This window comes from Streptomyces coryli, assembly GCF_011044975.1.
GTDB classification, from domain to species: domain Bacteria; phylum Actinomycetota; class Actinomycetes; order Streptomycetales; family Streptomycetaceae; genus Streptomyces; species Streptomyces coryli.
Genome location: NZ_JAAKZV010000008.1, coordinates 61,002 through 74,403 on the forward strand (window position 1 = coordinate 61,002; position 13,402 = coordinate 74,403).

At 70.7% G+C, this 13,402-nt stretch carries 11 protein-coding genes; 3 read left to right on the forward strand and 8 right to left on the reverse strand.

Going from position 1 to position 13,402, the window contains the following annotated elements:
- Positions 1-5: 5 nt before the first annotated feature.
- Entirely contained in the window at positions 6-431 is a 426-nt protein-coding gene (locus G5C51_RS03985; protein WP_165231678.1) for a DUF948 domain-containing protein, read from the reverse strand.
- A gap of 193 nt (positions 432-624) precedes the next feature.
- Here G5C51_RS03985 and G5C51_RS03990 point away from each other — a divergent pair, with 193 nt between their 5' ends.
- Entirely contained in the window at positions 625-2,838 is a 2,214-nt protein-coding gene (locus G5C51_RS03990) for an ATP-binding protein (protein WP_165231681.1), read from the forward strand.
- Between the two features lie 75 nt (positions 2,839-2,913).
- Here the strand turns inward: G5C51_RS03990 and rpsD are convergent, their stop codons facing one another.
- The 6 genes from rpsD to G5C51_RS04020 all read right to left on the reverse strand — a co-directional run bounded on the left by rpsD (position 2,914) and on the right by G5C51_RS04020 (position 8,598).
- Complete coding sequence (rpsD, locus tag G5C51_RS03995; RefSeq protein ID WP_165231695.1) at positions 2,914-3,525, reverse strand: 30S ribosomal protein S4; 612 nt, start codon at positions 3,523-3,525, stop codon at positions 2,914-2,916.
- A 115-nt stretch (positions 3,526-3,640) separates the two neighbouring features.
- A complete protein-coding gene (locus G5C51_RS04000; RefSeq protein ID WP_165231698.1) occupies positions 3,641-4,396 on the reverse strand; it encodes an HNH endonuclease family protein in 756 nt (251 codons plus the stop codon).
- A 20-nt stretch (positions 4,397-4,416) separates the two neighbouring features.
- The gene (locus G5C51_RS04005) at positions 4,417-5,775 is read right to left on the reverse strand and encodes an AAA family ATPase (RefSeq protein ID WP_165231701.1); all 1,359 of its coding nucleotides are present in this window, start codon (positions 5,773-5,775) and stop codon (positions 4,417-4,419) included.
- 42 nt (positions 5,776-5,817) lie between these two features.
- Complete coding sequence (locus G5C51_RS04010; protein WP_165231704.1) at positions 5,818-6,456, reverse strand: vitamin K epoxide reductase family protein; 639 nt, start codon at positions 6,454-6,456, stop codon at positions 5,818-5,820.
- A gap of 148 nt (positions 6,457-6,604) precedes the next feature.
- The gene (hisS, locus tag G5C51_RS04015; protein ID WP_165231707.1) at positions 6,605-7,867 is read right to left on the reverse strand and encodes a histidine--tRNA ligase; all 1,263 of its coding nucleotides are present in this window, start codon (positions 7,865-7,867) and stop codon (positions 6,605-6,607) included.
- A 14-nt stretch (positions 7,868-7,881) separates the two neighbouring features.
- Positions 7,882-8,598 (reverse strand): MBL fold metallo-hydrolase, encoded by a 717-nt coding sequence (locus G5C51_RS04020; RefSeq protein ID WP_165231710.1) that lies wholly within the window; start codon positions 8,596-8,598, stop codon positions 7,882-7,884.
- 138 nt (positions 8,599-8,736) lie between these two features.
- Here G5C51_RS04020 and G5C51_RS04025 point away from each other — a divergent pair, with 138 nt between their 5' ends.
- Positions 8,737-9,582 (forward strand): peptidylprolyl isomerase, encoded by an 846-nt coding sequence (locus tag G5C51_RS04025; RefSeq protein WP_165231713.1) that lies wholly within the window; start codon positions 8,737-8,739, stop codon positions 9,580-9,582.
- A 203-nt stretch (positions 9,583-9,785) separates the two neighbouring features.
- Entirely contained in the window at positions 9,786-11,015 is a 1,230-nt protein-coding gene (locus tag G5C51_RS04030) for a DUF349 domain-containing protein (RefSeq protein WP_165231716.1), read from the forward strand.
- A gap of 54 nt (positions 11,016-11,069) precedes the next feature.
- On the opposite strand, the gene G5C51_RS04035 is transcribed toward G5C51_RS04030, so the two are convergent.
- Positions 11,070-13,402, reverse strand: a 2,333-nt coding sequence (locus G5C51_RS04035; protein ID WP_165231719.1) for a RelA/SpoT family protein, incomplete at its 5' end; no start/stop codon positions are given.

Consider the following 13,402-nt stretch of genomic DNA (forward strand, 5'->3'; position numbering starts at 1 on the left):
GCTACTCAGCCCTTTCTCCGTCGCGCGCGCGAGTTGGCGCTGCGGGGAGCGGGCACCGTGCGGGACGCGACGACGTCCTGCTCCCCCTTCGTACGGCCGAGGGCCCGGCGCACGCCGTACCCAAAAGCGGCCACCTTCACCAGGGGGCCGCCGAAGGCCGTGGAGACCGTGGTGGACAGCGCGGAGGCGTTCGACGTGACTTCCTGGACGTCCGAGGTGATCGCGTCGACCTTGGCGAGCTGACTGCCCGCCGAGCGGACCGTGTCCGCGGCCTCGGCCAGCAGCGGCACGGCCTGCTCGGTGACCTGTCCGACCAGGGCCGTGGCCCGCCGGAGCACCCGCGCGAGCTGCACCAGCACCACGGCGAGGAAGGACACCAGGATTGCCCAGAAGACGGCCACGAGAATGGCGGCCACCTCTGCACCGGACACGCTGCACCGCTCCTTAGGACGATTCTGCCGCGCACGACGATGACGCCGTGATTACGCGCTGTGAGAACGGGTCCGACCCTATCGCGCCCCACTGACAGCCCTGCGCACATGCCGCTTCACGAGGGCTGCGCCGCCCGGGAGTTGCCCGGACCGATTGTACGTTCCGCTTACCTACGAGTACGCTCCGTGTTCTATGCGACGCACATCCCGCTCCGGCGGCAGCCCAGCACGCCCGCCCACAACGGGCAACCTACCGGCGGAGCTCAACCGTTTCATCGGCCGCGCCGGTGAACTCGCCGACGTGGAAGGTCAGCTGGCCGCCGCCCGCCTCGTCACCGTGACGGGCGTCGGCGGCGTCGGCAAGTCCCGGCTCGCGCTCCGCGTCGGCGCCGGACTGCAGGATCGCTTCGCCGACGGGGTGTGGCTGATCGAGCTGTCCGCGCTGCGCGACGGCCATCTGCTGTGGCACACCGTCGCCGAGGCGCTGGGTGTCACCGGCAGCGGCTCCCCGCAGGCCGCGCTCGAGCGCCATCTCGCGGACCGCAACGCACTGCTGATCCTCGACAGCTGCGAGCACCTGGTGGCGGAGTCGGCCCGTCTGGTCAGCACTCTCCTGAAGCGCTGCGCCGGGCTGCGGGTGCTGGCCACCAGCCGCCGGTCGCTGGATGTCGAGGGCGAGCAGCTGTTCCCGCTCGCGCCGCTGCCCGCGGAGATCGCCGCCGGCCCGGAGGCCGGGCCCGTATCGGACGCCGTCGCGCTCTTCACCGAGCGCGCCGCCGCCGTGCAGCGCGGCTTCCCGGGCGACGGCGTGCGCGCCGCCGACATCGCCGAGCTGTGCCGCCGCCTCGACGGCATCCCGCTCGCCCTCGAGCTGGCCGCGAGCCGGCTGCGGGTGCTGTCGGTGGAGCAGATCCTGCACCGCCTCGACGACCGCTTCCGGCTGCTCACCGGCGGCAGCCGCAGCGCCCTGCCCCGCCACCAGACGCTGCGTACGGCGATCGGCTGGAGCCACGAGCTCTGCTCGCCCGAGGAGCGGCTGCTGTGGTCGCGGCTCTCGGTCTTCGCCGGCGACTTCGACCTCGACGCCGTCGAATACCTCTGCTCCGGCGACGGCCTGCACGCCGACGACGTGCTCACCGTCCTGACCGAGCTGGTGGACCAGTCGATCGTGGTACGGGAGGAGTCCGGCGGCCGGGTGCGCTACCGGATGCTCGACACCGTCCGCGACTACGGCGCGCAGTGGCTGCGCGAGATGGACGACGCCGACGCGCTGCGCCGCCGGCACCGCGACTGGTATCTGGGCCTGGCCACCTGGTGCGAGCTGGACTGGTTCGGCCCGCGGCAGCTCGAGGTGGCGCGCCGGATCGAGGACGAGCTGCCGAATGTGCGGCTCGCGCTGGAGTACTGCCTGGAGTCCCCCGAGGAAGCGCACGTGGGGCAGTATCTGGCGGCCACCCTCTGGTTCTACTGGATCTGCTGCGGCCGGCTCTCCGAGGGCCGGATGTGGCTGGACCGGGCGCTCGCCCTCGACGGCGGCCAGCCCGAGCCGCGCTGCAAGGCGCTATGGGTGGCGGGCCATGCCGCGGTCGGCGGCGGCGACCCGGTGGCCGCGCTGGGGCTGCTGCACGAGGCCGAGCGGCTGGCGGAGAGCTGCGGCGACGAGGTCGCGCTGGCGCACACCCAGCAGATACTCGGCGCGACGGCATTGATCACCGACGACATCGCGCGGGGCGTGCGGCTGCTGCGCTCCGCCGTCGAGCGCTTCCACGCCATGGGCGAGCTCAACGCCATGGTGCTGCTGGCCCAGGTCCAGCTCGGCCAGGCGCTGGCCTTCGCCGGCGACGGGGAGGCCGCGGTGGCGCTGCTGCAGGAGGCGGACGAGATCGCGCAGGACAGCGGCGAGCAGTGGGCGCGCTCGTACGCCCTCTACGTATGGGCGCACACCCTCTGGCGGATGGGCGACCCGGGTAAGGCCCGCGAGCTCGCGCTGCGGGCGCTGGCGATCAAGCACGGCTTCCGCGATGTGGTCGGGATGACCATAGTCCTGGACCTGCTGGCGCCGCTCACGGCCGCGGACGCGCCGGAAGCGGCCGCGCGGCTCCAGGGCAGCGCGGAGGCGGGCTGGCGCTCTTTCGGCGCCGAGCGCTTCGGGTCGCGGCATTTCTCGGAGCCTTACGAGGCCGGGGCGGGCGATGCCCGCAAGGCGCTCGGTGACTCCCGCTACGAGGCCGCGGTGGCGGAGGGCCGCGGCCTCGGCCTGACAGCGGCGGTCAGCGGTGTGCTGGCGGGGTCGTCGGTGCCGACGCAGCCCTGCTGCGGGCCGCGGCCGCAGGACGACCTGCCGCAGGCACCCGCCCCGGCCGGAGAAGTACCGCAGGCGCGCCGCCCGGGGCAGCGGACCCTGTGACGGGGTTTCCGGCTGCCGGGGCGGCGCGCCTGCGATGATTGATCCTCTAGCGGACCGTACGGCCCGCGCCCGGGATCAGCGGGCGTAGTACTCGACGACGAGCTGCTCGTCGCAGACGACCGGGATCTCCTTGCGGTTCGGGGTCCGGTCCAGGCGGAAGGCCAGCGCGTCGAGGTTCACCTCGAGGTAGCGCGGGGTCTCGCCGTCGGTGGCGTAGCCGCCCTCCTTGGCGATGATGAAGGGCGTCTTGGTGCGGCTGCGCTCGCGCACCTGCACCACGTCCTCCGGGGACACCCGGAAGGAGGGCTTGTCGACCTTGCGGCCGTTGACGGCGATGTGGCCGTGCACGACCATCTGCCGGGCCTGGTAGATGGTCCGGGCCAGGCCGGAACGCAGCACCAGCGCGTCCAGTCGGCGCTCCAGCTCCTCGACCAGCGCCTCACCGGTCTTGCCCGACACCTTCGAGGCACGCTCGTAGGCGCGCACCAGCTGGCGCTCGCTGACGTCGTACTGGGCGCGGAGCCGCTGCTTCTCCAGCAGCCGGACCTTGTAGTCACTGGTGGACTTGCGGCCGCGGCCGTGCTCGCCCGGCGGGTACGGGCGGGCCTCGAAGTACTTGACGGCCTTCGGGGTGAGCGGGATGCCGAGCGCCCGCGACTTGCGGACCTTGGGGCGCGACTGGTTCACGGTGCGGTGATCCTCCGGATCGGGTCTTGAAGCTTAGGTATGCCTAACCTTACGCGATTGATCGCGTCTGGCGCGACCCCCATGTGAACAAGTGCACAAGGGCGCGCATTCCCGGTCAGCGAGGACAGCTCGCGAGGAGGTCCTGGAGGGCAAGCTTCTCCGGCGCGGTGACGGTCAGCTTGTACTTCGCCTTGATCCCGGTCCAGCGCCTACCGTACTCGCACCAGTACGCCTTCCGCGGCTTCCACTTGTCCGGGGTCTGACTGCCCTTGTCCTGGTTGGCCTGCTTGTCCACGGCGAGCAGCTCGTCGAGGTCGTTGGCGAAGGCGATCCGCCGGTCGGCGCTCCAGGCGTAGGCGCCCGCGCGCCAGGCGGCGCCGAGCGGGACGAGGTGGTCGATCTCGACCTGGGAGGCCTTGCGGTACGTGTAGGGGTGCTCTTTTCCGGTGTACGGGTCGTGCAGCACGCCGTAGAGGATCACGCACGGGTTGCGGTCACCGCGGCGCAGCTTCTTGAGGTCGCGGATGAGCACGTAGTCGCGGGTGTCGCAGCGGTCGTCGGTGCGCGGCGTGAAGGGACCGAATTCGGAGCGCTGGTAGGACTCCCAGTTCTTGCCCCAGGCGACCTTGAGGTCCGCGAGCTGAGTGCGCGCCTTCGCGGCGGAGGGCGGGAAGGCGGGCGGCTCGGCTTTCGGCGTGGCCGGCGCAGTCGGGCCAGGGCTACGGGAGGCAGCGGGGCTGTCGGCGGGCGTGGTCGGTAACGCCTCGCGCGGATCGTCGCCCTGCGGGCGGAACCACCACAGCGCGCCGATGACCGCGGCCAGCACGATCAGCAGGACGTAACTGGTGACCTTGGAGCCGGACCGCGCCATGATCAGGAGCGTAACGGCCGCTAGCCGCCCTCACCCTTCAAGCGCGACCGCACCATCTCCACGATGTCGGTGTACCGCGCCTCCGCGCCGTAGCGCGTCGGCTCGTAATAGTGCTTGCCGTGCAGCTCGTCCGGCGCGTACTGCTGCGCGGCGATGGCACCCGGGACGTCGTGCGGATACACATAACCCTTCCCGTGCCCGAGCTTCTCCGCCCCTTTGTAGTGCCCGTCCCGCAGATGCGCCGGTACGGGCCCGGTCTTGCCCGCGCGGACGTCCGCCTGCGCGGCGCCGATGGCCATCGTCACCGCATTGGACTTCGGGGCCAGCGCCAGCGCCACCGTCGCGTGGGCGAGGATCAGGGCCGCCTCCGGGAAGCCGACCATGGCCACCGCCTGAGCAGCTGCGACCGCCGTCTGCAGGGCCGTCGAGTCGGCCATGCCGATGTCCTCGCTCGCCGAGATCATCAGCCGCCGGGCGATGAAGCGCGGGTCCTCCCCCGCCTCGATCTGGCGCGCCAGATAGTGCAGCGCCGCATCCGCGTCCGAGCCGCGGATGGACTTGATCAGCGCGCTGGTCACGTCGTAATGCTGATCGCCGTCGCGGTCGTACTTCACCGCGGCGCGGTCGACCGCCTCCTCCAGCGTCTGGAGGGTGACCTCGTCCTCGCCCTTGTCGAGCGCCGCGCCCGCGCCCGCCTCCAGGGCAGTGAGCGCCCGGCGGGCGTCGCCGCCGGCGATGCGCAGCAGATGCGCCTCGGCGTCCTCGCCGAGCGTCACCGCGCCCGCGAGCCCGCGCTCCTCGCTCAGCGCGCGGTGGAGCAGGCCGCGGATGTCGTCGTCGGTGAGCGACTCGAGGGTCAGCAGGAGGGAGCGGGAGAGCAGCGGGGAGATGATCGAGAAGTACGGGTTCTCGGTCGTGGCCGCGATCAGGGTGACCCAGCGGTTCTCCACCGCCGGGAGCAGGGAGTCCTGCTGGGCCTTGCTGAAGCGGTGGATCTCGTCGAGGAAGAGGACCGTGTCCTGGCCGTGCATCCCGGAGGCGCGGCGGGCGCCCTCGATGACGGCCCGGACTTCCTTCACGCCCGCGGTGATCGCGGAGAGCTCCACGAAGCGCTTCTTGGTGGCCTGGCTGACGACGTACGCGAGGGTGGTCTTTCCGGTGCCGGGCGGGCCCCAGAGCAGCACCGACGACGATCCGGCCGGTCCTCCCCCGCCCTCGCCGACCAGCCGGCGCAGCGGCGAGCCGGGCTTGAGCAGATGCTGCTGGCCCACGACCTCGTCGAGGGTGCGCGGGCGCATACGGACCGCCAGGGGGCTGCCGGCGGGCTCTTTGGCCTGGCGTTCCTCGGCGGCGGCGGTGAACAGGTCGGGCTCTTCCACGCTCCCGACCCTAATTCACGCCTCTGACAGCCGGGCCCGGCGTCAGGCCCAGAGCTTGCTGCCCCACTTCGCGTACATGGCCATGAAGATCGCCGCGTACCAGAGGACGGGGACGACCCAGTGGAACTCCGTCACGTTCTTGCGCACACCCTCGGAGACGGGGAAGACGCCGGTCTTGATGTTGTGCACGGTGGTGTACCAGAAGAGCGCGATGGTGACGACCCACGCGATCATGCACCAGATGCACAGCTTCTGGACCTCGTACAGCGAGGTGTACTGCAGGAAGGTCACAAAGGCGGCGCCGAAGAGGGTGCCGGCCCACAGCCCGACCCACCACCAGCGCGCGAACCGACCGCCGGCCAGCAGCGAGACCCCGATGGCGACGAGCATCGAGTACGTGACCCAGCCGATCCACGGGTTCGGGAAACCGAAGAACGAGGCCTGCCAGCTCTCCATGATGTCGCCACAGGAGAAGATGGGGCTGAAGCTGCACGGCGGCCGGTAGCCCGGGTCCGCGAGCAGCTTTTCCTTGTCATGCGTGATGATCGCCGAAGACATCACCCCGAGGGCGCCACCGATGATCAGCAGCCAGGCGAACGCACGGCCGGCGCCTACGAGTTGCGAGCGGGACTCTTCCTGTTCCCTGGGGGTGCGGGTGGAGTCAGCTGCCATCGTCGTCATGTCGCCTGTTCCGGTTCCGTCGGGTGGTCGTGGGTGCCTTCGTGCGCCGCTCATTGTGCCGCAGCCCGTGCCGCAGTTGGGCCGATACGGCACGCGGGTGGCCCTATGGATACCAGAGTGGCCACCCGCGTGTTCGAGCGACGTAAGGTCAGCCGATCCGCGAGCGCAGTTCGGCCACCACCGCGTCCGGCGCCAGCGCCGTCTGCTCGCCGCTCTCCATGTCCTTCAGCTGCACCACGCCCTCGGCGAGGTCCCGGTCGCCGGCGACCAGCGTGAAGCGGGCGCCGGAGCGGTTGGCGGACTTCATGGCGTTCTTCATGCCCTTGCCGCCGTACGCGAAGTCGGTGGCGATCCCGGCCGCGCGCAGCTCGCCGGCGAGGCGGAAGAGCAGCTTGCGTGCCTCGTCGCCGACCGGCACCGCGTACACGGACGTGGTCGCCGGGAGGCCGAGGTCGATGCCCTCCTCCTCGACCGCCAGCACCGTACGGTCCACGCCGAGCGCCCAGCCGACGGACGGCAGCGCCGGGCCGCCGATCATCTCGGAGAGGCCGTCGTACCGGCCGCCGCCGCCGACCGCGGACTGCGAGCCGAGGCCGTCGTGGACGAACTCGAAGGTGGTGCGGGTGTAGTAGTCGAGCCCGCGGACCAGCTTCGGGTCGTCCTCGAAGGCGACGCCCGCCTCCTTGAGCTGCGCGCGCACCTCCTCGTGGTACGTACGGCACGCCTCGCACAGGTGGTCGCGCATCATCGGGGCGCCGACCAGCTGCTTCTGCACCGACTCGCGCTTGTCGTCCAGCACCCGCAGCGGGTTGATGTCGATCCGCTCGCGGGTGGCCTCGTCGAGGTCGAGCCCGCGCAGGAAGTCCTGCAGCGCGGCGCGGTAGGCCGGGCGGCACTCCTTGTCGCCGAGCGAGTTGAGCAGGAGGCGTACGCCGGTCAGACCCAGGTCCTTGAAGGACTGCGCGGCGAGCGTGATCAGCTCGGCGTCGAGCAGCGGGTCCTCGGCGCCGATCGCCTCGGCGCCGACCTGGGAGAAGTGGCGGTAACGGCCCTTCTGGGCGCGCTCGTAGCGGTAGTACGAGCCGGAGTACCAGAGCTTGACCGGCAGGTTGCCGCCCTTGTGGAGGTTGGCCTCCAGGGCGGCGCGCAGCACGGAGGCGGTGCCCTCGGGGCGCAGCGCGAGCTGGTCGCCGCCCTTGGTGGTGAGGGTGTACATCTCCTTGGTCACGATGTCGGTGGATTCGCCGACGCCGCGGGAGAACAGCTCCACGTTCTCGAAGCCGGGGGTCTCCACATAGCCGTAGCCGGCCAGCTTCGCGGGGGCCGCCATGGCCTCGCGTACGCGCAGGAAGAGCGCGGAGCGCGGCGGCAGCAGGTCATAGGTGCCCTTGGGGGCCTGGAAGGTGCTCACTTGAAGCTTTCTCGTCAGATTCCTCGTCGCGGGGTGGCGGTGGGGCCACCCTCGGAAAGGCCGGCGGCGGCCTCGCGCAGGAACGGGTTCGTGGCGCGCTCGCGGCCGATGGTGGTCTGGGGGCCGTGTCCCGACAGGACGACCGTCTCGTCGTCCAGCGGCAGGCAGACGCGGGACAGCGACCGCATGATCTCGTCGGAGTCGCCGCCGGGCAGGTCCGTACGTCCGATGGAGCCGGCGAAGAGCAGGTCGCCCGAGAAGAACACCGGCGGGATGTCCTCCCGCTCGGGCATCCGGAACGTCACCGACCCCTTGGTATGCCCGGGCGCGTGCGCGACGGTCAGCTGCAGGCCCGCGAGCTCCAGCTTGGCGCCGTCCGAGAGCTCCTTCAGGTCGTCCGGCTCGCCCACGGTCAGCTCGCCCATCAGCTGCTGCCCGAACGCCATCCCGATGGCCTTCTCCGGGTCCTTCAGCATGTAGCGGTCGTCGGGGTGGATCCAGGCGGGCACGTCGTGCGCGCCGCAGACCGGGACCACCGAGGCCACGTGGTCGATGTGCCCGTGGGTGAGGACGACCGCGACCGGCTTCAGGCGGTGCTTGGCGACCGTCTCGGCGACACCTTCTGCGGCCTGGTGCCCGGGGTCGATGATCACGCACTCCTCGCCCGCGGCGGGGGCGACGAGATAACAATTCGTCCCCCAGGCCCCGGCGGGGAACCCGGCAATCAGCACAATCGTCCTTCGGTCGGGGTTCGAGAGGCAGTCGTTGCACCTCAGAGAGTACCGGCGGGCCCAACAGAGCCGCGAACCGATATACCGTACGCGTCACACGCACGCGGTTAGTCGACGTACAGGGAGAGGACAGGACCGGTGGCCAGCAAGGACGCGCGGCGGCGGCAGATCGCCCGGGAGAAGTACGAGCGACAGCAGCAGCGGCGCCAGGAGGCCCGGGGCAAGGCCCGCAAGCGCAACGCGATCATCGCGGCGGTGCTGGCCGTCGTCCTCGCGAGCTCGGGGATGGCCTGGGTGGCGGGTGCCTTCGACGGCGACAGCGGCAAGAAGAACGACGCCGCCGACGAGCCGTCCACGCCGCCCACCAGCAAGGCGCCGGACCCGTGCGACAAGCCCGCGGCGGGCAAGCCGGCCACCAAGACGTGGAAGAAGGAGCCGAAGGTCGCGATCGACAAGTCGGCCTCGTACTCCATGAAGCTGCAGACCACCTGCGGTGACATCGGCATCGACCTGGACGCGGAGAACGCCCCGCGCACGGTCAACTCCTTCGACTTCCTGGCCGGCCAGAAGTACTTCGACCACACCAAGTGCCACCGGATGACCAACCAGGGCATCTTCGTCGTGCAGTGCGGTGACCCCAAGGGCACCGGGCAGGGCGGGCCCGGCTACACCATCCCGGACGAGAACCTGAAGTCGAAGGACCTCAAGGGCGGCAAGTACCCGGCGGGCACGGTCGCGATGGCGAACATGTACAACCCGCAGACGAAGCAGGGCAAGAACAGCGGCGGCAGCCAGTTCTTCCTCGTCTACAAGGACAGCCAGCTCCCGCCGTACTACACGCCCTTCGGCAAAGTGGACAAGGCGGGCATGAAGGTGCTCGAGAAGATCGCCAAGGCGGGCGTGGCCCCGATGGACCCGCAGACGCAGAACACGGCGCCCAACGCGACCGTGGTGATCAACAAGGCAACCGTCTCGAAGAACTGACTCCCGGGATGCGGACAGCCGGGGCGCCGGTCGCCTATGTTGGCGTTTAGTAGGGTGCCAGCGCCGACGTCTTTCCGCGCACCGACCGGAAAAGACCGGCCGGCACGGCCGAAGGCCCCTCCTCCCCGCGGTGGGCGAGGAGGCGAAACTGTGGAAGATGCCGCGGGTGAGCCCGCCCGCCCGGCGTCATGTGAGGAGGCGCTGTGACCAGCGACCCTTGGGGCCGCGTCGACGAGACGGGGACCGTGTACGTGCGTACTGCCGACGGCGAGCGGGTTGTCGGTTCTTGGCAGGCCGGGAGTCCTGAGGAAGCCCTGGCCTATTTCAAGCGGAAGTACGACGGTCTGGTCGTCGAGATCGGCCTCCTCGAGCGCCGGGTGCAGACCACGGACCTGTCCGCCAAGGACGCGATGACCGCCATCGAGCACCTGCGGGAGCAGGTCACCGACGCGCACGCCGTCGGCGACCTGGACGCGCTCGGCAAGCGGCTCGACAAGCTCGTCAGCGACGTGGATGCGCGCCGCGAGGAGCGCAAGGCGGCGAAGGCGCGGGCCACCGAGGAGGCGCGCGGGGCCAAGGAGGCGCTGGTCGCCGAGGCCGAGGAGCTGGCGCAGAGCGAGCAGTGGCGCGCCGCCGGCGAACGCCTGCGCGCCCTCGTCGACACGTGGAAGGGCCTGCCCCGCCTCGACCGCAAGAGCGACGACGAGCTGTGGCACCGCTTCAGCCACGCCCGCTCGGCGTTCTCCAAGCGCCGCAAGGCCCACTTCGCCGCGCTGGACGCGCAGCGCGAGGAGGCCAGGCAGCGCAAGGAGAAGCTGGTCCAGGAGGCCGAGGCGCTGTCCGACTCGCGCGAGTGGGGCCCGACCGCGGCCCGCTATCGCGAGCTGATGGCCGACTGGAAGGCCGCGGGGCGTGCGCAGCGCGAGCACGAGGACGACCTGTGGGCGCGCTTCCGTGGCGCGCAGGACGTCTTCTTCCAGGCCCGCTCCGAGGTCTTCGCCGAGCGCGACGTCGAGCAGCGCGAGAACCTCACCCGCAAGGAGGAGCTGGTCGCCGAGGCGGAGAAGCTGCTCCCGGTGACGGACCTGAAGGGCGCCCGCTCCTCCTTCCGCTCGATCAACGAGCGCTGGGAGGCCATCGGCCACGTGCCGCGCGACGCCCGCCCCAAGATCGAGGGGCGGATGCACGCGGTGGAGCGCGCCATCCAGGAGGCCGAGGAGGCCGAGTGGCGGCGTACCAACCCGGAGGCGCGGGCGCGCGCGACCGGGCTCGCCGGGCAGCTCCAGGACGCGGTCGACAAGCTGCACAAGCAGATCGACGCGGCCCGTGCGTCCGGTAACGAGGCCAAGGCCGCGAAGCTGGAGCAGGAGCTCCAGGGCCGCCAGGCGCTGCTCGACCAGGCGCTGAAGGGCCTGCAGGAGTTCGGCGGCTGAAGACCCGCATGAGAAAGCCCCGCCTTCGGGCGGGGCTTTCTCCGTTGTTCGGGGTCAGTTGTTACGGGCCGACGTCACCCGGTACACGTCGTACACGCCCTCGACCTTCCGTACCGCCTTCAGCACATGCCCGAGGTGCTTCGGGTCGCCCATCTCGAAGGTGAAGCGCGAGGTGGCCACCCGGTCGCGGGAGGTCTGCACCGCCGCCGACAGGATGTTGACGTGCTGGTCGGACAGCACCCGGGTGACGTCCGACAGCAGCCGCGACCGGTCCAGCGCCTCGACCTGGATCGCGACCAGGAAGACCGAGGACTGCGTCGGCGCCCACTCGACCTCGACGATCCGCTCCGGCTGCTGCGACAGCGCCTCGACGTTGACGCAGTCCTTGCGGTGCACGGAGACCCCGCTGCCGCGGGTGACGAAGCCGATGATCGGGTCGCCCGGCACCGGCGTACAGCACCGGGAGAGCTTCACCCACACGTCGTCGACGCCCTTGACGATCACGCCCGGGTCGTTCGCGGCGCGACGTTTCTTCGCGCCGCGGCCGTGCAGCGGCGGGGCGGTCTCCTCGATGTCCTCGGTGGCCGCGTCCTCGCCGCCGAGCGCCTGCACCAGCTTCTGTACGACGTGCTGCGCCGATACGTGGCTCTCGCCGATCGCCGCGTACAGCGCGGAGATGTCGGGGTAGCGCATCTCGTGCGCGATGGTGACGAGCGAGTCGCCGGTGAGGATGCGCTGGATCGGCAGGTTCTGCTTGCGCATGGCCCGCGCGATGGCGTCCTTGCCCTGCTCGATCGCCTCGTCGCGGCGCTCCTTGGAGAACCAGGCGCGGATCTTGTTGCGCGCCCGCGGCGACTTGACGAAGTTCAGCCAGTCCCGGGAGGGGCCTGCGCCCTGCGCCTTGGAGGTGAAGACCTCGACCGTGTCGCCGTTGTCGAGCGTCGACTCCAGCGGTACGAGGCGGCCGTTGACCCGTGCTCCTATGGTCCGGTGGCCGACCTCGGTGTGCACGGCGTACGCGAAGTCGACGGGGGTGGCGCCTGCCGGAAGCGCTATGACGTCGCCCTTCGGCGTGAAGACGAAGGTCTCGTTGCGCGACAGGTCGAAGCGCAGCGCCTCCAGGAACTCGCCCGGGTCCTCCGTCTCCTTCTGCCAGTCGAGCAACTGCCGCAGCCACGCCATGTCGTTGACATGGTCCTCGCCGGCCTTGGCGCCGCGCTTGGGCGCGTCGCTGCGCACCTTGGACTCGCCCGCGACCGTCTGCTGCTTGTACTTCCAGTGGGCGGCGATGCCGTATTCCGCCCGCCGGTGCATGTCGAAGGTGCGGATCTGCAGCTCAACGGGCTTGCCGCCGGGGCCGATCACCGTCGTGTGCAGCGACTGGTACATGTTGAACTTCGGCATCGCGATGTAGTCCTTGAACCGGCCGGGGACCGGATTCCATCGCGCGTGAATCGTGCCGAGTGCGGCGTAGCAGTCGCGGACCGTGTCGACGAGAACGCGGATGCCGACCAGGTCGTAGATCTCCGCGAAGTCCCGGCCGCGGACGATCATCTTCTGGTAGACGCTGTAGTAGTGCTTCGGCCGCCCGGTGACGGTGGCCTTGATGCGGGCGGCGCGCAGGTCCTGCTGCACCTCGTCGGTGACGACGGCCAGGTACTCGTCGCGCTTGGGCGCCCGCTCGGCGACGAGCCGGACGATCTCGTCGTACATCTTGGGGTAGAGGATCGCGAAGGCGAGGTCCTCCAGCTCCCACTTGATGGTGTTCATGCCGAGCCGGTGGGCGAGCGGAGCGTAGATCTCCAGCGTCTCCCGGGCCTTCTGCTCCTGCTTCTCGCGGCGCAGATAGCGCATGGTGCGCATGTTGTGCAGCCGGTCGGCGAGCTTGATGACCAGGACGCGGGGGTCCTTGGCCATGGCGACGACCATCTTGCGGACGGTCTCGGCCTGGGCGGCCTCGCCGAACTTCACCTTGTCGAGCTTGGTGACGCCGTCGACGAGGAGGGCGACCTGCTCGCCGAAGTCGCGGCGCAGGTCCTCGAGGCCGTACTCGGTGTCCTCGACGGTGTCGTGGAGGAGGCCCGCGATCAGCGTGGCCGGGTCCATGCCGAGCTCGGCCAGGATGGTGGTGACGGCGAGCGGGTGGGTGATGTACGGGTCGCCGCTCTTGCGCTTCTGCCCGCGGTGCCAGCGCTCGGCGACCTGGTAGGCGCGCTCGATGGCGCGCAGGGCGCTCGGGTCGCTCTTGGGGTCGTTGCCGCGGACGATGCGCAGCAGCGGCTCGAGCACCGGGTTGTACGCGCTCTGCCGCTGCACGCCGAGGCGGGCCAGGCGGGCGCGGACGCGGTTCGGGGAGCCGGAGCGGGGCGGCTGGGCGGGCCCTGGAC

What these genes read in the sequence shown, in the direction of transcription:
- G5C51_RS03990 (WP_165231681.1), top strand. Translation starts at nt 625, where the DNA reads ATGCGACGCACATCCCGCTCCGGCGGCAGCCCAGCACGCCCGCCCACA.
- G5C51_RS04000 (WP_165231698.1), bottom strand. Translation starts at nt 4,396, where the DNA reads ATGGCGCGGTCCGGCTCCAAGGTCACCAGTTACGTCCTGCTGATCGTG.
- G5C51_RS04010 (WP_165231704.1), bottom strand. Translation starts at nt 6,456, where the DNA reads ATGACGACGATGGCAGCTGACTCCACCCGCACCCCCAGGGAACAGGAA.